General features: G+C 43.4%; 19 protein-coding genes, 1 tRNA gene and 1 pseudogene. 11 read left to right on the top strand and 10 right to left on the bottom strand.

The features are described from left to right. Positions 1–65: 65 nt before the first annotated feature. On the top strand, positions 66–1178 hold the full coding sequence (gene lptF / locus NI389_RS06840; RefSeq protein WP_308362143.1) for an LPS export ABC transporter permease LptF: 1113 nt from the start codon (positions 66–68) through the stop codon (positions 1176–1178). Continuing rightward, a complete protein-coding gene (lptG, locus tag NI389_RS06835) occupies positions 1175–2242 on the top strand; it encodes an LPS export ABC transporter permease LptG (protein ID WP_308362142.1) in 1068 nt (355 codons plus the stop codon). Before lptF ends, lptG begins: the two co-directional genes overlap by 4 nt. 78 nt (positions 2243–2320) lie before the next feature. On the opposite strand, the pseudogene NI389_RS06830 reads toward lptG, so the two are convergent. Continuing rightward, a pseudogene (locus NI389_RS06830) lies at positions 2321–2817 on the bottom strand (RDD family protein). Positions 2818–3051: 234 nt separating this feature from the next. Here NI389_RS06830 and NI389_RS06825 point away from each other — a divergent pair. Further along, positions 3052–3136: transfer RNA gene (locus NI389_RS06825), tRNA-Leu, on the top strand. Between the two features lie 282 nt (positions 3137–3418). Here NI389_RS06825 and yacG read toward each other — a convergent pair. The 7 genes from yacG to nadC form a co-directional block, all read right to left on the bottom strand. Beyond that, complete coding sequence (gene yacG, locus NI389_RS06820) at positions 3419–3661, bottom strand: DNA gyrase inhibitor YacG (protein ID WP_308362141.1); 243 nt, start codon at positions 3659–3661, stop codon at positions 3419–3421. Between the two features lie 92 nt (positions 3662–3753). Then, positions 3754–5433, bottom strand: coding sequence for a type IV-A pilus assembly ATPase PilB (gene pilB / locus NI389_RS06815; protein ID WP_308362140.1), 1680 nt, complete (start codon positions 5431–5433; stop codon positions 3754–3756). A 105-nt stretch (positions 5434–5538) separates the two neighbouring features. After that, positions 5539–6153, bottom strand: a complete 615-nt coding sequence (gene coaE, locus NI389_RS06810) for a dephospho-CoA kinase (RefSeq protein ID WP_308362139.1) — start codon at positions 6151–6153, stop codon at positions 5539–5541. Further along, a complete protein-coding gene (locus NI389_RS06805) occupies positions 6150–7049 on the bottom strand; it encodes a prepilin peptidase (RefSeq protein ID WP_308362138.1) in 900 nt (299 codons plus the stop codon). Before NI389_RS06805 ends, coaE begins: the two co-directional genes overlap by 4 nt. 21 nt (positions 7050–7070) lie before the next feature. Next, complete coding sequence (locus NI389_RS06800) at positions 7071–8300, bottom strand: type II secretion system F family protein (protein ID WP_308362137.1); 1230 nt, start codon at positions 8298–8300, stop codon at positions 7071–7073. Positions 8301–8350: 50 nt separating this feature from the next. Beyond that, positions 8351–8788, bottom strand: a complete 438-nt coding sequence (locus NI389_RS06795) for a pilin (protein WP_308362136.1) — start codon at positions 8786–8788, stop codon at positions 8351–8353. Between the two features lie 625 nt (positions 8789–9413). Further along, a complete protein-coding gene (gene nadC / locus NI389_RS06790) occupies positions 9414–10271 on the bottom strand; it encodes a carboxylating nicotinate-nucleotide diphosphorylase (protein ID WP_308362135.1) in 858 nt (285 codons plus the stop codon). Between the two features lie 246 nt (positions 10272–10517). Here nadC and ampD point away from each other — a divergent pair, with 246 nt between their 5' ends. The 6 genes from ampD (at position 10518) to lpdA (ending at position 19417) form a co-directional block, all read left to right on the top strand. Continuing rightward, a complete protein-coding gene (gene ampD / locus NI389_RS06785; protein ID WP_308362134.1) occupies positions 10518–11066 on the top strand; it encodes a 1,6-anhydro-N-acetylmuramyl-L-alanine amidase AmpD in 549 nt (182 codons plus the stop codon). Positions 11067–11093: 27 nt separating this feature from the next. Further along, positions 11094–11945: a beta-lactamase regulator AmpE gene (ampE, locus tag NI389_RS06780; protein WP_308362133.1), complete on the top strand. Its 852-nt coding sequence runs from the start codon at positions 11094–11096 to the stop codon at positions 11943–11945. Between the two features lie 490 nt (positions 11946–12435). Continuing rightward, positions 12436–13185: a pyruvate dehydrogenase complex transcriptional repressor PdhR gene (gene pdhR, locus NI389_RS06775; RefSeq protein ID WP_308362132.1), complete on the top strand. Its 750-nt coding sequence runs from the start codon at positions 12436–12438 to the stop codon at positions 13183–13185. A 57-nt stretch (positions 13186–13242) separates the two neighbouring features. Next, positions 13243–15909: a pyruvate dehydrogenase (acetyl-transferring), homodimeric type gene (aceE, locus tag NI389_RS06770; RefSeq protein WP_308362131.1), complete on the top strand. Its 2667-nt coding sequence runs from the start codon at positions 13243–13245 to the stop codon at positions 15907–15909. A gap of 11 nt (positions 15910–15920) precedes the next feature. Further along, positions 15921–17801 carry a pyruvate dehydrogenase complex dihydrolipoyllysine-residue acetyltransferase gene (gene aceF, locus NI389_RS06765; protein ID WP_308362130.1) on the top strand — a complete coding sequence of 627 codons (1881 nt, stop codon included), beginning with the start codon at positions 15921–15923 and terminating at the stop codon, positions 17799–17801. A gap of 194 nt (positions 17802–17995) precedes the next feature. Then, entirely contained in the window at positions 17996–19417 is a 1422-nt protein-coding gene (gene lpdA, locus NI389_RS06760) for a dihydrolipoyl dehydrogenase (RefSeq protein WP_308362129.1), read from the top strand. Between the two features lie 519 nt (positions 19418–19936). Here the strand turns inward: lpdA and NI389_RS06755 are convergent. Further along, positions 19937–20887, bottom strand: coding sequence for a sodium-dependent bicarbonate transport family permease (locus NI389_RS06755; RefSeq protein WP_308362128.1), 951 nt, complete (start codon positions 20885–20887; stop codon positions 19937–19939). A 109-nt stretch (positions 20888–20996) separates the two neighbouring features. Here NI389_RS06755 and NI389_RS06750 point away from each other — a divergent pair, with 109 nt between their 5' ends. Continuing rightward, positions 20997–21950, top strand: a complete 954-nt coding sequence (locus tag NI389_RS06750) for a LysR family transcriptional regulator (RefSeq protein ID WP_308362127.1) — start codon at positions 20997–20999, stop codon at positions 21948–21950. Between the two features lie 71 nt (positions 21951–22021). Here NI389_RS06750 and NI389_RS06745 read toward each other — a convergent pair whose 3' ends face one another. Beyond that, entirely contained in the window at positions 22022–22564 is a 543-nt protein-coding gene (locus NI389_RS06745; RefSeq protein WP_308362126.1) for a GNAT family N-acetyltransferase, read from the bottom strand. A gap of 70 nt (positions 22565–22634) precedes the next feature. Between NI389_RS06745 and NI389_RS06740 the strand changes: the two genes are divergently transcribed. Beyond that, positions 22635–23306, top strand: a complete 672-nt coding sequence (locus tag NI389_RS06740; RefSeq protein ID WP_308362125.1) for a tRNA-uridine aminocarboxypropyltransferase — start codon at positions 22635–22637, stop codon at positions 23304–23306. Positions 23307–23950 lie beyond the last annotated feature (644 nt).

Below are 23950 nucleotides of genomic sequence, written 5' to 3'. Positions count from 1 at the left end.
AAATAAAGAGTTTACCCAATTTTTTGCACTATTCCAGTGAAATAAGACGCTTATAGGGGCAAACATTGCTAATTTTTCGTTATTTAACTGCTGAAGTTCTGAAATCTCAGATAGCGGTTTTCCTTACATTGATGACTATCTTTTTGTCGCAGCGCTTTGTGGTGATCCTAAGCTCCGCGTCCGAAGGCAGCATACCTGGCAAGTTAGTACTTGCTTTTTTGGCACTGAAATTACCGCAGTTGGCATCGTTAATACTGCCACTCAGTTTATTCCTCGGGATCATACTCGCATACAGCCGCATCTATGCAGATAGTGAAATGACGGTGTTACGGGCTTGTGGGGTAAGTGAATGGTATGTTGTGCGTGTTACGCTTATATCCAGTGGAATTTTAGCCGTATTGGCAGCGGTGCTTACGCTTTACATCGCGCCTTGGGCAAGTGAAAAAGAATATCAACTTCGAGAGCAAGCAGATGCAGAGTCTGGGCTGTCTACGCTAAGAGCTGGGCGCTTTCAACAAACCGGAAACGAAAAGGCAGTGGTGTTTGTACACAATATCGATAATGGGGGGACCGATTTACACAAAGTATTCGTTGCCCAATTGCCGAGTAAAGATTCTAATCAAACCGCTCGTATTGTATATGCTCAGTCAGGTAAAGTATTGGAATCCGAAAGTGGTGAACAGCAATTGCTGCTAGGTACGGGTAAACGATACGAAACGGATGAAAGTAATTTATCGATGAACATTACGGAGTTTTCGAGTTATCAGGTCCAGATCCGTGAGCAGGCGATAGAACACCAACGTCGAAAGCTAGAAGCGGTTCCAACCATAAAACTTCTTGAAATGAAAACACCTGAAGCCGTTGCTCAATTTCAATGGCGGATAGCAATTCCTTTGGCCATCCCATTACTGACGTTAATTGCCGTTCCGCTTAGTGTAGTGAACCCAAGGCAAGGTAAATTTGCTAAGTTGGTCCCTGCAATTAGTCTATATCTTGGCTATTTTATTTTACTCAATGCTGCGCGTTTTGCTGTGGCCGACGGGAAGATACCACCCTCCATTGGACTTTGGTGGATCCATTTAAGTGCGTTGTTTATAGGTGCTTATCTTATCGTTAAGGGGCGTCCAATTGGCGTATGGTTACGTTCGATCTTTCTGCGCAGAGAGAGCACATTATGATAAGAACCTTAGATGTGTATTTGGGACGTAGCCTTGTTCAAACTACCGGTTTTACGCTATTAGTCCTTGTCGGTATAAGTACGCTTATCAAGTTTATTGAACAATTGAAATCCGTTGGGCGTGGTACTTTTGATATCATGGACGCGCTCTTATACACGCTTTACAGTGTGCCGGGAGAGTTGGTCGTCTTTTTCCCTATGGCTGTGTTGATTGGTGGCCTGACAGGACTTGGTGCACTGGCATCGAACAGTGAATTGATCGTTATGCAAGCTGCTGGAATGTCCCGATTGCAGATTATCTCTTCGGTAATGAAAACTGCCGTTCTACTTGCATTATGCATGATGGCTATTGGGGAGTGGGGTGCTCCACAAGCCGAGAAAATTGCACATGATTTGAAAAGTCGTGCAATTCATGGCGGTGAGGTCTTCAATGCGCAAAAGGGAATTTGGGCAAAAGACGGCAATAATTTCATTAACATCGCCAATGTTGATCAGCTCGGAATTTTGCAAGATATTAATATTTATCAATTTGATGAGGCGCTTAGCTTAAATTCGATCATCAGGGCTAAATCTGGTCATGCACGCAATGATGGTTGGCTATTCAAAGGGGTTGAAACGGTCAGCTTAGATGGCGAATCTATCAATTCGAATAAACAAGCAGAGTTATTTTATTCGTCGGCATTGAACGCTGAAAAATTGGGTGTGGTTTCAATTGACCCTGATTCTTTGTCTTTTTCTGGTCTTTGGTCTTATCTAGGCTATTTAAAGCAAAACGATCAGGACACGAGTACCTATGAATTAGCGCTTTGGAGAAAGATAGTGCAACCTATTACTGTGGGAGTCATGCTGCTCGTAGCACTGTCGTTTATCTTTGGCCCGCTCCGTTCTGTTAGTATGGGGGCTCGTATTATAATGGGTGTAGTTACAGGCATTGCTTTCCATCTTACGAATGAAATTTTTGGTCCTATCGTAATGGTCTACCAAGTACCAGCAGCCTTTGGTGCAATAATGCCAAGCATCTTGTTCATCGTATTTGCAAGCTATTTGCTAAAACGACGAACCTAATTTTTAGCGTGAGAATTGAAACAAAAAGTCGCGTTGGCGACTTTTTGTTTTTAATATGTAGACCTTATCCGCGTGAATTTAATCTAATGAACGATAGACTCGGCGATTTTCTTCTTTACTCAAGACAATGACATTCGTGCCAGTCAGCCGGTCTTGCAAAGCTCTTTTATGTTTGAAATCGATGAGCACCAATAGATTTCCTAAACCTAATAACGCGCATACGCTGCGCAGTGCTGCTTTACCCCATGATAAAGGTGTTCCGTCAGTGGTCACAACCTGAAGACGCCAGGCGCGCATACCAATCGTTTGCCCACTTTTTTCCAGAAGTACGTAAAGAAAAACACCGAAACACAAATTAATAATGCTAAACGTAGCCAATAGAGCAAAGGTGTGTCTTGAACAAAAGCGGAAATATCTTCATGCCCCGACATTGATAGCCATCCAAGGCTAATCGCTCCTTGCACGAGTAAAAGAAATAAAACTGTCGATAACATGGCGAAAGCGATTACCACTAAACCATCATAAAGCAATGCAGCTAAACGGCGGAAAAATCCCGCATTAGGAAATTCAGACATGGGGAACCTCAAAAATAAACTTTGCCTATTTTACACCAATGACCCTAAAAGTGCAGTGATGTTGGTGTTTTGTTCAAAGAAGCAGCAGTTAACGCTTGGGAATCAAAAAATTGCTTGCTGCGACAAAAGATATTTGTATAATGCAAAGCATAGAGACGAGGGCATATAAACAAAGCCCAAGCTCAAAGTGGTTTTTCTTTATCTTTTAATTTTAGAAGATTAAAGAAAAATGATGCCAGTGTGATGGAATTGGTAGACATGACGGATTCAAAATCCGTTGCCTTCGGGCGTGACGGTTCAAGTCCGTCCACTGGTACCACTTTACTAACCCTAACCTATTTGGTTGGGGTTTTTTTATGCCTGAATTTTGTGGTTTGTACTAACGTCCTAATCGATTCATTCAATGTTCCCATTGGAGCCCTGCATACAACGATCTAGTTCAAACATTCTCCCAGAGATAATTCTTTACTAATTTGTTTTATGTAATAGGTTGTTTGAGAGTGATGGGAATGAATTGAATTGGACAAAAACTCTAGTGGCAGGATGACAAGTTGTCAAAGGATAGGTGAGCGCTAGATGCTCACCAATAGATCCAATCGCGTTATTGAAAGAAATCGTCTTGATTTTTTGCCAACATAGCCTCAGCTTCTTCGATTAAGCGTTGCTTGTCTTCCTCTGATAGTGTGTGCTCAGTGTTTAGTACCGATGAAATCTTATGGTTTTCCATTGACCATTCTCCAAGGTCAATGAGTTGACAGCGCTTGCTGCAAAAAGGGCGATAAGGGCTTTTATCAGACCAAATAACATCCGCTTGGCAAGTAGGGCATGCGACAATAGTAGCCATCGTTATTCTCAATAAGTTCTTTGCTAATAGTCTAACGAGCTGGTCTAGAAGGTCAAGGGAGTGTGGTGCACTCCCTGTATTTAAACGGCTATTTAAAAGCTGGTGACGCGGTTAATTTCGGTAAGAGAACTGACGCCAGCTCCTGCTTTTTTGAGGCCAGAAATACGCAGATTCGCAAATCCAGCTTTGTTTGCCATCTCGGCAATTTCAAGACTATTACCACCTCGCATAATCACCTGTGCTATTTCAGGAGTGATTTTTACTACTTCGTATATACCGACTCGGCCTTTGTAGCCATCGGTACAATGATCGCAGCCTTTTGGCGAAAACAGCGTTACATTTGGGATATCCGCTTCTTTGAAGCCTTGTCTTAGGAGCTCTTCTTTCGGCAATGTTTCTGGTGTTTTACATTTAGGGCATAAACGACGAGCAAGGCGTTGTGCGATAATCAAACTGACAGAGCTGGCAACGTTGTAGGCAGGCACGCCCATATTGAGTAAACGAGTGAGTGTTTCGGGGGCAGAGTTGGTGTGAAGTGTACTTAGCACCAAGTGACCTGTTTGTGCCGCTTTAATGGAAATTTCAGCCGTTTCCAAATCTCGGATCTCACCCACCATCACCACATCAGGATCTTGACGTAGGAATGCACGCAGCGCATTAGCGAATGTCATATCAGCCTTGGTATTGATTTGAACTTGGTTAATACCTTCAAGGTTTATTTCAACAGGGTCTTCAGCGGTACTGATGTTACGCTCTGGTTTGTTGAGAATGTTTAAACCCGTGTAAAGTGAAACAGTTTTACCGGAGCCGGTCGGCCCAGTGACCAAAATCATCCCTTGAGGTTGATTGAGTGCGTCAAGGTAAAGCTGCTTTTGTTCAGGTTCATATCCTAAAACATCGATGCCGAGCATTGCGCTGGAAGAATCCAGAATACGCATTACTATTTTTTCGCCCCACATGGTTGGCAAAGTGCTCACACGGAAATCGATGCTTTTCCTATCCGATATTTTGAGTTTAATGCGACCGTCTTGAGGTTTACGCTTTTCTGCAATATCTAGACGAGACATAACCTTGATACGGGCAGAAAGTCGGTTTGCGAGCGTAACCGGTGGACTTGCCATTTCATGTAAAATACCATCGATACGAAATCGAATTCGGTACTTGTGCTCGTACGGTTCGAAGTGAAGATCCGATGCACCTTTTTTGATGGCATCCATCAGTATCTTATTGATGTAGACGATGATAGGTGCATCGTCTTTTTCTTCTTCCTGTTGTGCTTGAACGGTTGAAGAGTCATCTGTTTCAAGTGAACTAAATTCGTCAAACTCAGCTTCCGACATGCCAAGTCCACTTGATGAGTCGAACAATAAGTCAATTTTCTTTTCAAGTTGACGATAATCGACAACGACAACTTCACATTGAAGGCCTGTACTGAACTCAAAGTTTTCGAGGGCGCCATAATCAGTTGGATCAGACGCGGCGACGTACAATTTCCGTCCTTTACGGTTAAGTGGAAGAATATGATGTTGTCGAATGAGCTTTTCTTTAACAAGTTCTTTTGGAATGTTTTCGATATCAAACTCATTCAAATCGAATAAGGGAACTCGAAATAGATCTAGGCATTGTTCGGCTAACTCTTTGCCATCCATGCCGCTGCACATCGCAATTAACTCTGCAATTGAACTTGCATCTTTTTGCTTTGCTTTAACCTGCTCAGCGGTCACGCGTCCTAATGTTAAGAACTTACGTAATAATGGGGAGTTTTGCTCCATTGAATACCTTTATGTGTTTAACTCTGTTTTTTTGTCGGAATAATGTCTTAGTTTACCACTTTTCAAACGGTTAAAAAGCCATAATGAGGTCAGCGTTGATTTCGCTCAACCCCCACTCACTAATTGTGCTTGCCTTAAATAGAATTCATGTAATTCTTTGAGTTTAGTATAGGTTTGCGATAACGCATGAGAATTGTCGAGTATGTCGTCGGCAAGTGCTAACTTTTCTTCCCTACTCATTTGTGCGCTTATAATCGCTTTTACCTGCTGTTCACTCACTTGATCTCGCTCTACCGTTCTAATCAACTGAATTTCTTCGGGCACGTCAATGAGCAATGTACGATGACAATATTTCTGTAGCTGATTCTCAAAAAGCAGTGGGGCAGCAAGGATGCAATAAGGCGATTGGCTTGAACTTAAGGCTAATAAAGTGTTCTCACGGATTAAGGGATGCAGCAAATTGTTGAGCCAGCTTTTTTCACATTCATTGGAAAAAATGCGTTCACGTAGCTTTGCTCGATTAAGAGAGCCATCATGATGAAGTATTGTTTCACCAAAATGTTGCTTAATTTGTTCGAGAGCTGCACTACCAACGGCCACAACATCACGTGCAATTATATCCGCGTCAATGACTTCGATACCTAATCGTTCAAACTCCTTGGTGACCGCAGATTTACCTGCACCGATACCACCGGTTACGCCTAAAACCCATTTTTTCATAGCTGCAGCATCCCAAAATACCAACTTTGGATTTGTGGGCCAAATAACATCGCTATCCAACCTGCTGCGGCTATGTAAGGGCCGAACGGAATTGGTGTTGCGGAGTCTTTGCCTTGTACGGCGAGCTGAATACTGCCGATCACAGCGCCGACGACGCTAGACAATAAGACGATTTGTAAAATGTATTCCCAGCCAAGTAAGGCGCCAAATACAGCCATAAGCTTAAAATCACCATAGCCCATGCCTTCTTTGCCAGTGACAAGTTTAAACAGCCAGAACACGCTCCAAAGACTTAAATAACCAACAGCTGCGCCAATGATGGCCTCTTGAGGGGCTATCGTGATATTGAGTGTCGCGGCAAGTAGTGCAACCCAAACTAGCGGCAGGGTAATCTGGTCTGGGAGTAGCATATGATCGACATCGATAAAGGTGAGAGCGATAAGTGCCCAGCCTATAACGATATACAGTAATGCTTTCTCGGTAGGTCCAAAATGCCAAGCGACAACAACACTCATAGTTGCCGTCAGTACTTCAATGAGAGGATAACGGATACTTATCGACGTTTGGCAAAATCCACAGCGACCTTTTAAAAGCAGCCAACTCACTAAGGGAATGTTATGCCACCACTTAAGAGAAGTTTGGCACTTTGGGCAGTGCGAATTTGGAAAGGCAAGATTGAATGTTGGTCTATTGTCTTCTCCATTGGAGCCAGTTAGATGCTCGGCTAATAGAAGTTTGCATTCAGTTTGCCATTCGTATTGCAACTGTATGGGGAGTCGGTAAATAACCACGTTTAGGAAACTGCCTATGCACAGTGAAACCAATCCAACGGAAACTAAATAAAACGCAATATTGGTTTGTAAAAGCGTTAGCGTGTTCGTAAAAAGCTCTAACATAGTACAACTTAAATTTAAGAGTTAAACAACTGAACCCAATTGGAAAATAGGTAAGTACATCGCAACAATTAAGCCGCCGACAATAACGCCCAAAACGGCCATAATAAGAGGCTCAAGTAGGCTGGATAACCCATCTACAGCGTCATCGACCTCTTGTTCATATATGCTGGCCACTTTGGCAAGCATATCGTCAAGAGAACCTGACTCTTCACCAATGGAAACCATTTGGACAACCATATCCGGGAATATCTTTGAATTTCGCATAGCCCAGTTCATTTGGTTACCTGAACTGACTTCCGCTTTTATCTCGATAATGGCATCACGGTAAATCACGTTACCAGAGGCTCCTGCTGCAGAATCTAACGCATCCACTAACGGCACGCCAGCAGCAAAGGTAGTCGAAAGCGTTCGCGCATAGCGTGCAACCGCCGCTTTTTTTAGAATATCACCAACAATAGGCAATCGAAGGACCATGCGATCGTTAAAGTTACGTACAGCTTTGCTTTTAATTAGGGCTTCTTTATAGAAAAAGATAAAACCAACAATCGCAATAAGACCGAGCCACCAATATTCCTGCATAAATTCGGAAATGGCGATAACCATTAGCGTGAAGGCAGGGAGTTCAGCACCAAAACCATTAAAAATATCTTGGAATTGTGGAACAACAAATACAAGTAAGATGGACGTTACAATCAATGCGACAACCATAACGGCGATAGGGTAGAATAGTGCCTTTTTTATCTTTGATTTTAGTGCTTCGGCTTTTTCTTTATAAAGCGCGACTCTATCGTAAATACGGTCAAGCGCGCCTGATTGCTCACCTGAGTGGATTAGGTCACAGTATAAGTCATCAAAGTAACGAGGATGTTGTTTCAGTGCAGCGGCTAGAGGTTGACCTGCTTTTACATCACTCGATACTTTTTCAATTAATTTGGCTAAACTTTTGTTTTTTGTTCCTGATTCAATCATATCCAGAGACTGAATGAGCGGTACGCCAGCAGTTAGCATGGTCGCAATTTGTCGCGTGACCACACATATGTCTTTAGCGGTAATTTTTTCTGCGGTGCCAATACTTAGAAATGGTTTTTGCTTTCGTTTGACTTTGAGCGGTGTAATCCCTTGTTTTCGCAATTGCGCTTTTAACAGCGCGATACTTTGAGCACTCATTTCGCCCTCAAGTTTTTTGCCGCGCGCGCTAATTCCCGTCCATTGAAAGATGTCGACTGAATCGGAGGTTGGTTTTTTCTGCATATAATTCAATTAGACGTGTGTTGCGGTGGGCATGCCACCGCAAACATAACTTAGCAAAGGTTTGTAATACCAGCGGAGGTACAGGTACCGCTCTTAGTGAATACGTAGGTTGACGGTGCAGGATTTGCAGGGTCAATCGTTGGAGGAGTAAGAATATAGGTAAATCCCCCTGCTGCAGCAGTTCCAGTTGCTGTAATAACACCAGTAGTTCCCGTTATAGCAACAGATGCAAGGTTTGCAGTAGCTGCAGGTGCGGCAATATTCAGTTCGCCGAAAGTATCACAGTTCGCAATAACGTTGTTATTAGTTTGCATACACTCTGCCATTGTAAATTTTACAGAGTCAGCTGCTGTAACTACTTCTGTAAAACGCGCTTTAACAGTGTAGTTTTGGTATGCTGGAAGTGCAACTGCCGCCAAAATACCGACGATTGCTACTACGATCATTAATTCAATTAGGGTAAAACCCTGTTGCTTTTGTTGCGTCATCTTTTCTTCTCCTAAGGATAATCAACCATTGTCAGATATCATCTGGCAATGCGTCTAAAATCTTACAACTCAAATTGAACATCCGTAGCGTGAGTTGTGTTGCAACGCCATCTGCTTCCCTAATTTAGGCAGGCTTTAGTCGATTTGACAAGGTAGCGGCACCTATTCGACGTTGCTTAAATCTACTTTAATTCTAAATCATGACAGTAACAAGAAATTATCATTCTAAAAGGTGGTTTTTCTTTGTTTTGCCTAGGTTTGTTTTATTTTTGTGCAATTTATTTACAAAACTATCGACAGACAAAGGAATGAAATTAAAGAATTGTTACAATATCAAACTTTATTCGTATTTAACGTTTTTTAACCATTGTTGTCAATGAATTATGTTCCTCTGTCGATTACAGAGCATTACAAGGTGTTGAATGCATTTTATAAATCTTCCAACGGCCTACTGGTAATGGAATATGTGGAGCGATATATCACCAATAAACTTCTTATTTAAAAGAAGGAAGGTAGATTTGTGGGATTGAGTCGACTAAGGCCGATGTTCTAGATATTCATTATCGCAGACGAAACGTATGTAATTCGTCTGCGATGAAATAGAAGTAGACGAGGGTTGTTGTGATTAAGCAAATCGCATTGATAAATCAATGCTTTGTACGTTTTTGGTTAATGCACCGCTTGAAATAAAGTCCACACCCGCTTGGGCGTAAGCGCGAAGTGTTGCAATGGTCATGTTGCCAGAAACCTCTAGTTTAGCTTTGCCTTCGGTCATTCTGACGGCTTCTTGAATGTCGGCAATGGTAAAATTGTCTAGCATGATAATGTCAGCGCCAGCTTCCAATGCCTCTTTGAGTTCACTCAAGTTTTCAACTTCCACTTCAACCGGTTTGTCAGGGTGATTTGATTTTGCTGTCGTGACCGCTTTTGATATTCCGCCACAGGCATTGATGTGGTTTTCTTTAATTAGGAATGCATCAAAAAGCCCAATACGATGATTCTGACCACCGCCGCAAAGTACCGCGTATTTTTGCAGTGCGCGCAGTCCTGGAATGGTTTTGCGAGTGTCGAGTAGTTTGGTTGTGCTTTCACCTAATTCTGCAACGTAACGAGCCGTTGTGGTTGCCGTACCTGAAAGTGTCTGAACGAAATTAAGTGCTGTACGCTCTGCCGTTAAAATCGCACGCGCAGATCCCTTTGCGGTAAAAAGTGGCGAGTTGGCAGAAACTGCGTCACCATCTTCCACCAAAACGGTAACTTCAACGCTTGGATCAACTTGTTTAAAAACTTCCAGTACTAACGCTTTTCCACAAAATACACAGTCTTCGCGAGTGATAACCGTTGCTGTGCTAATCTGACTTGCAGGGATGAGTTGTGCCGTAATGTCACCGTCTGTGGCAGACAAATAATTCAAATCTTCATCCAATGCGAGTTTGACCAATTGGCTAATAAGCTCAGTGGATGGAGTTGGGTACGACGACATGCTGGCCTCTCTTATCGTATATCTGCATTGCAAATGCACATTGAAATATATGCGGGTTATGGATATTAATTTTACGAGGTTTTCGCTAGCAGCACAATCTAACCTCAAACTTGGTAAAGCAAATTACACGTTGATTTTGATGTGAAGTTGAACAGGCTCTACCAGTGAAAGATGGTCAGCACGTGTTTTAATTGATATGTTAGCGCCTATAAGATTTGATTTAATAAATGGCTTATTTTCAGTATCATGCCAATAATTGACCACTTTCTAGACAGTGCGGAACGCCGCCTATCATCACATTTTGATGATAGGCCAAATACACAAGATATTAGTCTTATTGTGATCCACTGTATTTCCTTACCTGAAGGCCAATTTGGTGAGGGTTATATCGATGACTTATTCATGGGGTGCATTGATTGTCGAGCGCATCCAAGTTTTCAGTCATTGGAAGGGGTTAGGGTATCAGCACATCTTGTTATCGATAGACATGGTACCATCAAGCAATATGTACCGTTTAACAAACGTGCTTGGCATGCAGGTGTGTCAATGTTTAATGGGCGCGAGCAGTGTAATGATTTTAGTATTGGTATTGAACTTGAAGGTACAGATAGAGATTCGTTTACTGACCAACAATACAGAAAACTGAGTCATATTATCACTGAGTTGCAATTTGCCTATCCAAATATTAAGCAAAATATTGCCGGGCACAGTGACATCGCGCCAGGTCGTAAAACCGACCCAGGTATTGGTTTTGATTGGGATAAATTGCATGCTGAACTTAAACGCAATGGATAAAACGAATTTACAGTAGAAGAGCGTATTATGATTTTGATTTCTATTATTCTAGCGCTGATCATCGAGCGGCTAGGGGCGAGAGCGCCTTTTTGGCAAGCTGAGTTTTATGTATCCAAATATCAGTTGCATAGTAGTGTTGTTTTGAAAGATGAAGGGATCTTTTTTACCCCTATTGGGTTTATGGTTTGGTTGGTATTCCCCGCGCTATTCGTCGCGTTTATTTGGCAGCTCTCTGATTTTATTTTGTGGCAATTCGCTTTAAACATCTGCGTGCTTTTGGTTGCTTTTGGTTGTGCCGATGTGCGTTCTAAATATAAAGGTTACTTGAATGCGTTGAGTCGGGGAGATAATGAAGCAGCGACACTGTATGCGTTGCAAATTGGCCAACGTCGAACTGAAGAGCAAAAAGGGGGAGAAACGTTTGGTCAAACCCTTGCTTGGGTTAACTTCCGTCACTACAGCGCGGTTATTTTTTGGTTTGTCCTGCTCGGAGCACCAGGTGCAATATTGTATGCAACGGTCCGTACGGTCGCTGATTGGACATACAACGACCGAGAGCATGGATTTAGAGTTCATCGCGTCCGCTTACAAAGTGTGTTGTTCTGGTTGGATTGGTTGCCTGCAAGAGTGGCTTCGTTTGGCTTTTTGATTATTGGCAATTTTTCCAAGGGAACGGGCTATTGGCTGAAATACCTACTTGATTTCAAAACCTCAAATCGCAAAGTTGTCACGTTAACAGCGTTAGCGGCCGAGGAAATAGAGCAACAGCATTTTGGTTGTACCTATGAAGCTACATGCATGATGCGCCTAGTAAAGCGCAATATTCTATTTTATTTGGTCCTTATTGCGCTGTTAACGTTGTTCGGTTTAGTTGCGTAAGTAAAGAGTCCCTGACGTATTCTCAGGGGCTTTATGTTTGGCCTTAAGTCCTCTTTGTTTCATATCGCTCTAGTGTACTTTCCATTCATTGAATCCTAATCTTCGCTTTCCTTCATGTCTGTCGTTAATAGATTGCTGCTGTCGTAAAAAATTCATTAAACAACTGGTATGACCATTTGCATCTAACTAGGCAAAATGAGGTTTTTGATACATGTTTATCTATCGCAAACCGAGCAAAAATGCGGGAATTGTGTTTACGTGAACGTAAACTGGATGTTTTTTAGCTTTACTTTGACAGAAATGCGGCTTTTTGGTAGTGTATAGGTTAAATTTGGTATGACCAATTTACCCTTGTGGTTTTAGGCCGATCCTAGCTCGACGTTATTGCTGATTAAATTTGTGTAAAGGTTTTCGTTGTTTTATGCGTTGAAGCATCAGTAATGTTTTGGGATCAAAGGGTTAAAACACACCACAATTTCGGTGCTAAAAAATGTCACTAAAAATAAAAGCTGCAAAACTATCTGATGTCATCGTAGAGCAACTCGAGAATATGATTCTTGAGGGGTCATTGTTACCAGGAGAACGCTTACCTCCTGAACGTGAACTTGCGAAACAATTCGAGGTTTCACGGCCATCGCTGCGCGAAGCAATTCAGAAATTAGAAGCCAAAGGTTTAGTGACTCGCCGTCAAGGTGGCGGAACGTTTGTTAAAAATCAACTTGAGGAAGGGTTAAGCGATCCTTTGTTCAATTTAATAAGTAAACATCCAGAATCACAGTTCGATTTATTGGAGTTTCGTCATGCCTTAGAAGGTATTGCTGCATTTTACGCGGCAATGCGAGGCACAGAAAACGATTTTAACAAAGTGAAACAAAGTTTTGAGAATATCGCAGAAGCCTCCGATGATTTAATTCAAAAGGCCAAAGCGATAAATGCTTTTCACTATACAGTTGCTGAAGCGTCACACAACGTTGTATTGCTCCATTTAGTTCGTGGCATGCAACCGTTACTTGAGCAAAATGTATTACAAAACCTTGAAGTACTCTTACAGAAATCGGAAGTCAGTGAACAGTTAGCTGAACATCGCCGTGTGCTTATGAATGCGGTGATTAACAGTAATCCGGAAGAAGCGAGACTGGCAAGTAATGCGCATTTAGCGTTTATTGAAGATGCGTTATTGCAAGCAGGTAAAGAGCGTTCACGTATTGAACGTAGCCTACGCCGGACCAAACCTATTTAACTGAAGTGTGGTTTAACCATAACAAAATTCGAATTTTAAACATAAGGAAACTTCCATATGTCTGAAGTCACCAAAGTTGACATTGACGCGTTAGAAACCAAAGAATGGTTACAAGCGCTGGAGTCGGTAGTAAAAGAAGAAGGTTTAGAGCGTGCTCAATATCTTCTTGAGCAAGTTTTAGAACAAGCTCGCCTTGAAGGCGTTGATATGCCAACAGGCATCACAACGAACTACGTAAACACGATCCCAGCAGCACAAGAACCTGCGTATCCGGGTGATGTGAATTTAGAACGTCGTATTCGTTCTATCATCCGTTGGAACGCAATCATGATCGTATTGCGCGCGTCTAAAAAAGAGCTTGAGCTTGGCGGACATATGGCGTCTTACCAATCTTCTGCGGCGTTTTATGAGATGTGCTTTAACCATTTCTTCCGCGCACCAAATGCGAAAGACGGTGGCGATTTAGTCTACTATCAAGGCCATATTTCGCCGGGTATCTATGCGCGTGCCTTCGTTGAAGGTCGTTTGACAGAAGCGCAGCTAGATAATTTCCGTCAAGAAGTCGATGGCAATGGTCTACCTTCTTATCCTCACCCGAAGTTAATGCCTGAGTTTTGGCAATTTCCAACGGTTTCTATGGGCTTAGGTCCAATCTCCGCAATTTATCAAGCGCGATTCCTCAAATACCTTGATGGTCGTGGAATGAAAGACACCTCTGAGCAACGCGTGTATGCGTTCCTTGGTGATGGTGAGATGGATGAGCCAGAATCGCGTGGTGCAATTTCGTTTGCTGCTCGTGAGAAGCTAGACAACTTATGTTTCCTCATTAACTGTAACTTGCAGCGTTTAGACGGTCCAGTAATGGGCAACGGTAAGATCATTCAAGAATTAGAAGGTCTTTTCAAAGGCGCTGGTTGGAACGTCATTAAAGTGGTTTGGGGCTCTGGTTGGGACAAACTTCTTGCTAAAGACACTACAGGTAAATTGCTGCAGCTGATGAATGAAACAGTGGATGGCGATTACCAAACGTATAAAGCGAAAGATGGAGCGTACGTTCGTAAGCATTTCTTTGGTCGTTATCCGGAAACGGCTGCGCTTGTAGCTGATATGACTGACGATGAAATCTTCGCATTGAAACGCGGTGGTCATGAGCCTTCTAAACTTTACGCTGCGTTTAAATCAGCGCAAGAAAACAAAGGTCGTCCAACGGTAATCCTTGCTAAAACGGTAAAAGGTTACGGCATGGGTGCGGCTGCGGAAGGTAAAAACATCGCGCACCAAGTGAAGAAAATGGACATGACTCACGTTGCGCATTTGCGTTCACGTCTTGGTCTTGACGACTTAGTGTCTGATAACGACTTAGTAAACCTACCTTACTTAACTCTTGAGGAAGGTTCAAAAGAGCACGAATACCTGCACGCTCGTCGTAATGCGCTTCATGGTTATACTCCACAGCGTCTACCAAACTTCACAGAGTCATTGACACTGCCTGAACTCAGTGATTTTGCTCCTCTGTTGGAAGAGCAAAAACGTGATATTTCTTCAACAATGGCATACGTTCGTGCATTAAATATCTTGTTGAAAGACAAAAGCATCGGCAAGAACATAGTGCCTATTATTGCTGATGAAGCACGTACATTCGGTATGGAAGGTTTATTCCGTCAAATCGGTATTTACAATCCACACGGCCAAAACTACAGCCCAGAAGACCGTGATATCGTTTCTTACTACAAAGAAGCAACGTCAGGTCAAGTACTACAAGAAGGTATCAACGAGCTAGGTGCAATGTCTTCATGGGTAGCAGCGGCTACATCATACAGCACGAACAACCTACCAATGATCCCATTCTACATCTACTACTCGATGTTTGGTTTCCAACGTGTCGGCGATATGGCATGGATGGCGGGTGATCAACAAGCTCGCGGTTTCTTACTTGGTGCAACGGCAGGTCGTACAACACTGAATGGCGAAGGTCTACAACACGAAGATGGGCATTCACACATTCAAGCGGGCACAGTACCAAACTGTATTTCATACGATCCAACGTATGCGTACGAAGTAGCAGTAATCCTACAAGACGGTATTCGCCGCATGTATGGTCCGGACCAAGAAAACGTTTTCTATTACCTTACGCTGATGAACGAAAATTATCATCATCCAGCGATGCCAGAAGGTGCAGAAGAAGGCATTCGTAAAGGTATCTACAAGCTAGAGACGCTTGCTGGAGACAAAGCACAAGTGCAGTTACTTGGCTCTGGTACGATTCTGAATGAAGTCCGTAAAGCGGCGCAAATCTTAAGCGAAGAGTACGGCATTGGTTCTGATGTGTTCTCGGTTACCTCGTTTAATGAGCTATCTCGTGATGGTTACGCATGTGAGCGTTTTAACATGTTGAATCCTGAAGCCGAAGCGCAAGTACCATACATCACAACGGTACTGGGTTCTGCGCCTGCGATTGCAGCAACGGATTACATGAAGAGCTACGCTGATCAGGTTCGCGCATTTATGCCGAGTGAGACATATAAAGTGCTTGGCACGGATGGCTTCGGTCGTTCAGACAGTCGTGAAAACTTACGTCGTCACTTCGAAGTGAACGCCGGTTACGTGGTTGTTGCAGCGCTCGGTGAACTTGCAAAACTAGGTAAAGTTGAAAAATCGGCAGTGGTTGACGCTATCAAGAAGTTTGATATCGACACAACGAAAACTAACCCTCTGTACGCTTAATAGGAGAGATCATGGCTATTGAAATTCATGTTCCAGATATTGGTGCTGATGAAGTAGAAGTTACCGAGATCTTGGTACAAGTGGGTGATTCAGTAGAAGTGGATCAATCACTTATCACTGTTGAAGGTGATAAAGCTTCAATGGAAGTACCAGCTTCACAAGCCGGTGTTGTTAAAGAGATCAAAATCGCTGTCGGTGACAAAGTTGCAACAGGTACATTGATCATGGTGTTTGATACGGATGCACAAGCGGCACTTGTGTCTGCACCTGCAGCAGAAGCGGCTCCCGCTCCAGTTGTTTCAGCAGCAAGTGAACTGAAAGACGTATTCGTGCCTGATATTGGTGGCGATGAAGTTGAAGTAACAGAAGTTTTGGTTTCAATTGGTGACGTTGTGACAGAAGAACAGTCATTAATCACGGTTGAAGGTGATAAAGCGTCAATGGAAGTACCAGCACCATTTGCTGGTACGGTAAAAGAAATCAAAGTTGCAGCGGGCGCAAAAGTGTCTACTGGTAGCTTAGTGTTTGTGTTTGAAGTTGCTGGCTCTGTGCCAGCGGCTCCCGTAGCAGCTCCTGCGGCGGCACCAACACCTGTAGCTGCGGTATCGGCTGCGCAAGACGTATTTGTACCAGACATAGGTGGTGACCAAGTAGAAGTCACTGAAATTATGGTTGCAGTGGGTGATGTTGTTGCCGAAGAACAGTCACTACTGACCGTTGAAGGCGACAAAGCGTCAATGGAAGTACCTGCACCATTTGCAGGCACGGTTATCGATATCAAAGTGGCCGCTGGTGATAAAGTGGGCACTGGTTCATTGATTTTCGTCTTTGAAACGCAATCGTCGGCACCTGTTGCCACCGCTCCGGTAGCTGCGGCATCTGTGCCAGCAGCATCTGCTCCAGCTCCAGCGGCTCCAGTCGCCTCTGCAACAAAAGAAGAGTTTGAAGTGAACTCTGACTATGCGCATGCGTCGCCAGTCGTACGTCGTCTTGCTCGTGAGTTTGGTGTAAATCTAGCTCGCGTAAAAGGTTCAGGCCGCAAAGGTCGTGTCGTTAAAGAAGACGTGCAAAACTACGTGAAAGAGCTTGTGAAAAAAGTCGAGTCAGGGCAAATCAGCACAGCATCTGCAGGTGGCGATAACTCAGGCTTGAATTTGATCCCATGGCCAAAAGTGGATTTCAGCAAGTTTGGTGAAGTGGAAGAGAAAAAACTTTCACGTATCCAAAAACTGTCTGGCGCAAACTTGCACCGTAACTGGGTTCACATTCCACACGTAACGCAATTCGACGAAGCGGACATCACGGCGCTAGAAGACTTCCGCAAGGAGCAAAACATCCTTGCTGAGAAGAAGAAACTTGGCGTTAAGATCACACCTCTTGTGTTTGTGATGAAAGCAGCAGCGAAAGCACTTGAGGAATTTCCAACGTTTAACTCGTCACTTTCATCAGACGGTGAAAGCTTGATCCTGAAGAAATACGTTCACATTGGAATTGCGGTAGACACACCAAATGGTCTTGTTGTACCGGTCGTTCGTGATGTGAACAAGAAGGGGATTATGGAGCTTTCAAGTGAGCTGATGGAGATTTCGAAGAAAGCGCGTGAAGGTAAACTTACCGCATCAGATATGCAGGGTGGTTGTTTCACTATTTCTAGCCTAGGTGGTATCGGTGGTACGGCATTTACGCCAATCGTCAATGCGCCAGAAGTGGCAATATTAGGGGTCTCTAAATCGGACATCAAACCTAAGTGGAATGGTAAAGAGTTTGAACCTCGTTTAATGGTGCCATTAAGCTGTTCATACGACCATCGTGTCATTGACGGTGCGCTTGCTGCTCGCTTCACTGCGACCTTAGCAAGTTACCTTAGCGACATTCGCCAATTGGTAATGTAATTTGTTGTCCCGCCTAATATTTAGGCGGGACTTTAGTATGTGCCAATGTTACACTTGCGCACACAAAATGATAAACAAGCTTGCTAGGTTTGCTTGCGTGTTAAACCACAAACTTAGTCGGCATATTTGGCTGCGACACTCGCGAAACTGCATGTGCGAGCATAGTCCCGTTCAATCTTAGTTAAGGTAATAACATGAGCAACGAAATCAAATCTCAAGTTGTAGTACTAGGCGGTGGTCCTGGTGGTTATTCAGCAGCATTCCGTGCTGCGGATCTAGGTTTAGAAGTTACACTCGTTGAGTCACGCGAAACACTAGGCGGTGTGTGCTTAAACGTAGGTTGTATCCCTTCAAAAGCTTTACTACACGTTGCTAAAGTCATCGACGACGCGAGCGAAATGGCACACCACGGTGTGACGTTCGGCGCTCCACAAATTGATCTAGATAAAATCCGTTCATGGAAAGAGTCTGTAATTGGTCAGTTAACCGGCGGTCTAGCTGGTATGGCAAAAATGCGTAAAGTGAAAGTGGTTAACGGCTACGGTAAATTCACTGGTGCAAACACGATTGCAGTTGAAGGTGCAGACGGCACAACAACAATCACGTTTGATAACGCAATTATCGCAGCGGGTTCACAACCAGTTAGCCTACCATTTATTCCAAAAGACGAGCGTATCATCGACTCAACTGGCGCACTTGAACTGAAAGACGTGCCAGGAAAATTGCTCGTACTAGGTGGTGGTATCATTGGTCTTGAAATGGGAACTGTATACCGCGCGCTAGGTTCACAAATCGACGTAGTTGAATTTGCTGACCAACTAGTACCTGCAGCAGACAAAGACATCATTAAAGTTTACCAAAAATACGTAAGCGACAAGTTCAACGTCATGCTTTCTACGAAAGTAGTGGCAGTTGAAGCGAAAGACGACGGCATTTACGTATCGTTTGAAGGTAAACAAGCGCCTGAAGGCCAAGTACGTTACGACAAAGTATTAGTAGCGGTTGGCCGTACGCCAAACGGTAAACTAATCGACGCAGAAAAAGCGGGTGTTGCGGTTGATGAGCGTGGCTTTATCAACACGGACAAGCAATTACGTACAAACGTAAACCACATCTTCGCAATCGGTGACGTGATTGGTCAACCAATGCTAGCGCACAAAGCGGTTCATGAAGGTCACGTTGCTGCAGAAGTTATCTCTGGTCAGAAACACTTCTTTGATCCTAAGTGCATTCCTTCAATCGCGTACACAGACCCAGAAATTGCTTGGGTTGGTGTGACGGAGAAAGAAGCCAAAGAAAAAGGTCTGAGCATTGAAACGGCTGTGTTCCCATGGGCTGCATCAGGCCGTGCAATCGCATCTGCACGTACTGAAGGTCAAACTAAGCTAATCTTTGACAAAGACTCAGGTCGTATCATCGGTGGTGCTATGGTTGGTATCAACGCAGGCGAAATGCTAGGTGAAATCTGTCTAGCGGTTGAAATGGGCGCAGACGGTGAAGACATCGCATTGACGATTCACGCGCACCCAACGCTAAATGAGTCTATCGGTCTAGCTGCAGAAATCTTCGAAGGTTCAATTACTGACCTTCCAAACAAAAAAGCGAAGAAAAAGTAATTATCTAAGCTGATTTGATAAAAAAGCGAGACTAGGTCTCGCTTTTTTTATGCCCAAACGAGTGAAACGTGGTGAAGGTTTTGACTGGAGTTTGAGCACCATTTTTAATGATAGCCACGAAATTAATCACTTAGTTGAGAGATTCTCTTTCGTCGTTTTTGCAAAGATATTGAAATAAACAAAGCGTTGTAAAAGCGCGTTACCACCAAATATGAAAACGGACATCGGAGCATAAAAAAAGATAATCATATACATAAAAAACACGGACCCGATTTGTTCAAACTCGGCAAATGTTACCAATGCACTTAGTAAGACGAGCAGTGCAGCAAATGCTCTAAACAAATATTCCCTCATTGAACTTCCTATTTAGTAATTAATTTAGGTACTTGTTGTAGTTTATCAATTATTTAGACCGTTTGACTAGTTAATTGTTTTGCGTATTGGTTGTGCCGAATCCGATATTTGAGCGAAATGAAAGCGACTGAAGGATGTCAATCGCTTTGGCTGACAATGGGGCTTTTAGGAAGCAAAAAACAGCGTCATTTGATGATAAAGGCCAATTCCGATGATGACATTAAATGGAAATGTGAGGCCAAGTGAGCTTAGCATTGCCAGACCTATATCTGCTTGTGGAATAGCGGCTTTTATCGCTGCAGGAGCAGCTATGTAAGAGGCACTGGCAAGTAGAGCCGCTAAAACAACAATAGAGCCTTGTTCTAAGCCTAACATCATCCCAACAAATACTCCGATTGAACCGAGAATACTTGGCACCGTTAGAGCGAATAGAACGAGACGCCATTGGTGCCAAGGCATAGGTCTAAGCGTTCGAGCAGCCGTTATCCCCATTTCAAGTAGGAATAGTGCGAGTACAACTTTAAAACTCGAGGTTAGAATACTTGTTACCTGAGAACCTTGTTGTGTACCGTACATCATCCCTATGATTACACCGCCTACAAGAAGAATGACGCTCTTGTTGGTTAGCGTTTCGTGCCACAGCGCTTTTAGAGATGGCTGTTTCTGAGTTCCACCTTGGGTTTCAAAGCGACGAAAGAGTAAAAGGCCAACGATGATGGCAGGGAGCTCGAGCATGACAAGATACAGTGTTACTTCTGGACCCACCGTTAGATTTTGGCTTTCGGCAAATGCTAAAGCGACAGCAAATGTTCCAGCACTCACTGAACCATAATGTGCGGCAATACTGGCGCTGTTGGCTACGGATAAGCCTATTACATGTTTAAGAAAAGGGTAGAGAGTAAGGGGGATAAGCGCGCCGAGTGCTGCGATTGTCGCCATTTCAGGGAGTAATCGCCACGCTAAATTACCATGGAGTACCATCCCGCCTTTTAATCCAATTGTGAGCATTAAAAGTAAGCTGAGCGTTTCATATGTCGCTTTGGGAATGGCTAAATCAGAGCGAAGCAATCCGGCTAATAAACCGAGCACAAAAAACATAACCACAATATCTGGCATGACAACCTCTTAGTTGGACTGAATTGGACTTAGTTTAACGAATCCGAGGTATAGTAAATAATAAAATGATTGGTATATTAATATAGATAATTATCTATAGGTTTTAAGTATGGATCTTAGACATCTCTCTTTTCGGTTGCTGGAAGTGTTCATGTGTGTTGTGCAAACGGGCTCGGTCAGTGAAACGGCACGTAGGTTACATCTCACTCAACCAACCGTCTCTCTACAAATTAAACGTCTGACCGAAGCGGTTGGTGAGCAACTGTTTTACACTCAGCATCAACGTTTAATGACAACGGAAGCGGGTCTCGAACTATTTAGAACGTGTTTACAGGTTTTTGAACAATTTGATGATTATCAACGTTATTTGAAAGAAATACAGGGTGGAGAACGGGGGCATTGCCGAATTGCAATGGTAAATACCGCACAGTACATATTACCCAAACTACTCGGTCCATTTAGTCTTGTGCATCCGAATGTCGACATGAAGGTGGAAATCGGCAATCGAGAACAAGTGCTAGCACGTTTTGAGCGAGCCGAAGATGACTTGTATGTGTTTAGCCATCCCCCCTCACTTGAACATGCCTTGGCTGGGCGCTTTTTACAAAATCCTTTAGTGCTATTAGCACCTGCGGATCATCCGCTGGCTGCCCTTTCACAAGTATCCTTAAGCGATATTGTGCAGCATCGCTTTTTGCTCAGAGAACCCGGTTCAGCCACTAGAATGTTATTTGATAGCGCGCTACAAAGTCGTGGACTAGTACTTGCAGACAGTATTCAAATGGCAAGTAATGAAGCGATCCGTGTCGCGGTTAGTGCAGGAATGGGCATTGCGGTGTTATCACGACATGTTATTCCTGCTCATGATACTACGTTAAAAATTATACCTATCAAGGGTTTAGAGCTCGCGAGTCATTGGTATTTTATTGTGCGTACAGATAGACATATTGCTCACGCAGCAAAACATTTTCTGCGCTTTGCGCAGATGAATTTGGAAAACTACTTGGACAAAACGTGGGTCAGAAATGGCTTAAACGAATTAAATCAAGCTTTGTCGAAGTGACGCTCTTTGTTGCATGTTGCTAAAAGAACGTCCTTTAGACTTGCTCTTTACACTAAGGCGGCACAATGCAACTAATCGATTAGAGGTTTGGTGTAGTACACCACTTCAGTTTGCCAAGTTGGGTCGGTATGTATGTCTTGCTTGACAAACTGCATACCTAGTTTTTTCATGACTGCAATAGAACCAATGTTATCTACTGCTGCGACAGCGCTAAATGACTTTAATTCATTTAATTTTTCAATATGGGTCGCAACGTGCAAAGCGGCTTCAGTGGCGTAACCTCGTCCCCAGGTCGTTTGTTTAAAACGCCAGCCAAGCTCCATGTCGGTGTCGTCCCGTTCTTCAGTGAAATAGAACATTGGACGCACCAAAATCCAACCAATAAATTCATGCTCATCTTTAGTCGCGACATGCCAAAGACCCCAGCCTTTTTCTTCATTATGAAAAGACGCAATTCTTGGTAGAAAGCGATTGTGAATATCTTCCATGGAAGTTGGTATCCCACCATTTAGGTATTGCATCACCGAAGGGTCTTGATCCAACTCAAACAGAAGCTGTGCATCATCTGGGGTGATCATTCGATACATAAGACGTGCCGAAGATGTAATTTTCATAATGAATTCCTTACTGCTTTTTTTATTCTAGTTGCTTACAATACGCCGCTTAATATCTAAGAGGCAAGAAATGAACAATTCGGTACTTCAACTAAGACAAGTTTTGTTGGCCAACGCGACTCGACCTTTCAATGCGCGAGGTGGCCGTCTTATCCGTTGTGAAACGTGTTTACTTGCCACCTCTTTGTGTATCTGTTCATCACGTCTGGTTGCTCAGGATTGTCAAAGTGCGGTGTTGATGTTGATGTCTCATAACGAGCCTTTTAAACCTTCCAATACCGGGCGACTAATAGCGGATATTGTACCAGACAATTACGCGTTTAAATGGAGTCGCACTGAGCCGGAAGACGCACTGCTCGCTTTGTTAGCGGATCCTAGTTATCAACCAATCCTTGTTTTTCCCGCAGAAGAAGCGGACGGACGGCAGATCATTGAATCCGTGCAGCGAGAAGAAAATAGAAAACCACTGTATGTCTTTTTAGATGGTACTTGGCGGGAAGCTAAACGGATGTTTAGACGAAGCCCATATTTGGACAATTTACCTGTGTTATCAATCACGCCAAAAGCACTCTCTGATTATCGTTTGCGGGTCGCACCATTTGAAAATCAGTTGGGTACTGTTGAAGTAGCGACAATGGTATTAGCTCAGAATGGTGAGGCGCAAGCTGCAGAAAACCTACAAGCACATTTTCTTGACTTTAGAAGTGCCTACTTAAAAGGTAAAAATCGAAAAGTGGATTAATTTGCTTTAGTCATGTTTCAAATTAAGTGATGGGCTAGGGGAATGCAGCTTAAGAAATAACGTATCCCAAAAAAGAAGGGCGCAACCCAATGGGCTGCGCCTGCGGAATCTTCTTTTCGCGTCCTGCGATAGAGTACTTACTCGTACAACACTGTCCTAGTTGGCATCCTTTACTACGTTGGTTAGGGTCTACGTAGTTTCAGAATTACTCCCTGAGTACACCTTAATAAGATTTACTCGAAGGTAACACTGTTCCTCACTTCCTGTTGTGTTTCCATTCACTTGCTCATCCTGAGCAATCCATCTTATTTACTACTTGGCCTCGGTCATTCCCAGAAGGGGTAAACGTCCGCTGTTCCTTTGCCTACTTCTTCCTGGCAGCATCCTGCTATCGATTCCATTTCGAACAATCCGTGTGTCCACTACAACTTCCTGTCAGCCAATCTATCCCTTTGATTGGATGTCTTCCTTACGCGTCCATTGCCCAGCTTCCAATGCTGAATTATCCTTGACTTTGCTTATCCTAAGCTGAATCGGTCCTTCGATATTCCTTTCCTTTGCTATCCTTCCTAGTTAGCAACGTTCTTCCTGAACGTTTCCCTTTTATCAGCGTTTTCCCTAGCTGATGTGAACAGTATAGTTAG

Source organism: Pseudoalteromonas xiamenensis (assembly GCF_030994125.1).
GTDB lineage: Bacteria > Pseudomonadota > Gammaproteobacteria > Enterobacterales > Alteromonadaceae > Pseudoalteromonas > Pseudoalteromonas xiamenensis_B.
The sequence above is the reverse complement of the archived record's forward strand: the minus strand, read 5'-3'. Positions and strand labels throughout refer to the sequence as shown.

Coding starts and splice junctions, on each gene's coding strand:
- lptG (WP_308362142.1), top strand. CDS start 1,175: ATGATAAGAACCTTAGATGTGTATTTGGGACGTAGCCTTGTTCAAACT.
- yacG (WP_308362141.1), bottom strand. CDS start 3,661: ATGGCTACTATTGTCGCATGCCCTACTTGCCAAGCGGATGTTATTTGG.
- pilB (WP_308362140.1), bottom strand. CDS start 5,433: ATGGAGCAAAACTCCCCATTATTACGTAAGTTCTTAACATTAGGACGC.
- coaE (WP_308362139.1), bottom strand. CDS start 6,153: ATGAAAAAATGGGTTTTAGGCGTAACCGGTGGTATCGGTGCAGGTAAA.
- NI389_RS06805 (WP_308362138.1), bottom strand. CDS start 7,049: ATGTTAGAGCTTTTTACGAACACGCTAACGCTTTTACAAACCAATATT.
- NI389_RS06800 (WP_308362137.1), bottom strand. CDS start 8,300: ATGCAGAAAAAACCAACCTCCGATTCAGTCGACATCTTTCAATGGACG.
- NI389_RS06795 (WP_308362136.1), bottom strand. CDS start 8,788: ATGACGCAACAAAAGCAACAGGGTTTTACCCTAATTGAATTAATGATC.
- nadC (WP_308362135.1), bottom strand. CDS start 10,271: ATGTCGTCGTACCCAACTCCATCCACTGAGCTTATTAGCCAATTGGTC.
- ampD (WP_308362134.1), top strand. CDS start 10,518: ATGCCAATAATTGACCACTTTCTAGACAGTGCGGAACGCCGCCTATCA.
- ampE (WP_308362133.1), top strand. CDS start 11,094: ATGATTTTGATTTCTATTATTCTAGCGCTGATCATCGAGCGGCTAGGG.
- pdhR (WP_308362132.1), top strand. CDS start 12,436: ATGTCACTAAAAATAAAAGCTGCAAAACTATCTGATGTCATCGTAGAG.
- aceE (WP_308362131.1), top strand. CDS start 13,243: ATGTCTGAAGTCACCAAAGTTGACATTGACGCGTTAGAAACCAAAGAA.
- aceF (WP_308362130.1), top strand. CDS start 15,921: ATGGCTATTGAAATTCATGTTCCAGATATTGGTGCTGATGAAGTAGAA.
- lpdA (WP_308362129.1), top strand. CDS start 17,996: ATGAGCAACGAAATCAAATCTCAAGTTGTAGTACTAGGCGGTGGTCCT.
- NI389_RS06755 (WP_308362128.1), bottom strand. CDS start 20,887: ATGCCAGATATTGTGGTTATGTTTTTTGTGCTCGGTTTATTAGCCGGA.
- NI389_RS06750 (WP_308362127.1), top strand. CDS start 20,997: ATGGATCTTAGACATCTCTCTTTTCGGTTGCTGGAAGTGTTCATGTGT.
- NI389_RS06745 (WP_308362126.1), bottom strand. CDS start 22,564: ATGAAAATTACATCTTCGGCACGTCTTATGTATCGAATGATCACCCCA.
- NI389_RS06740 (WP_308362125.1), top strand. CDS start 22,635: ATGAACAATTCGGTACTTCAACTAAGACAAGTTTTGTTGGCCAACGCG.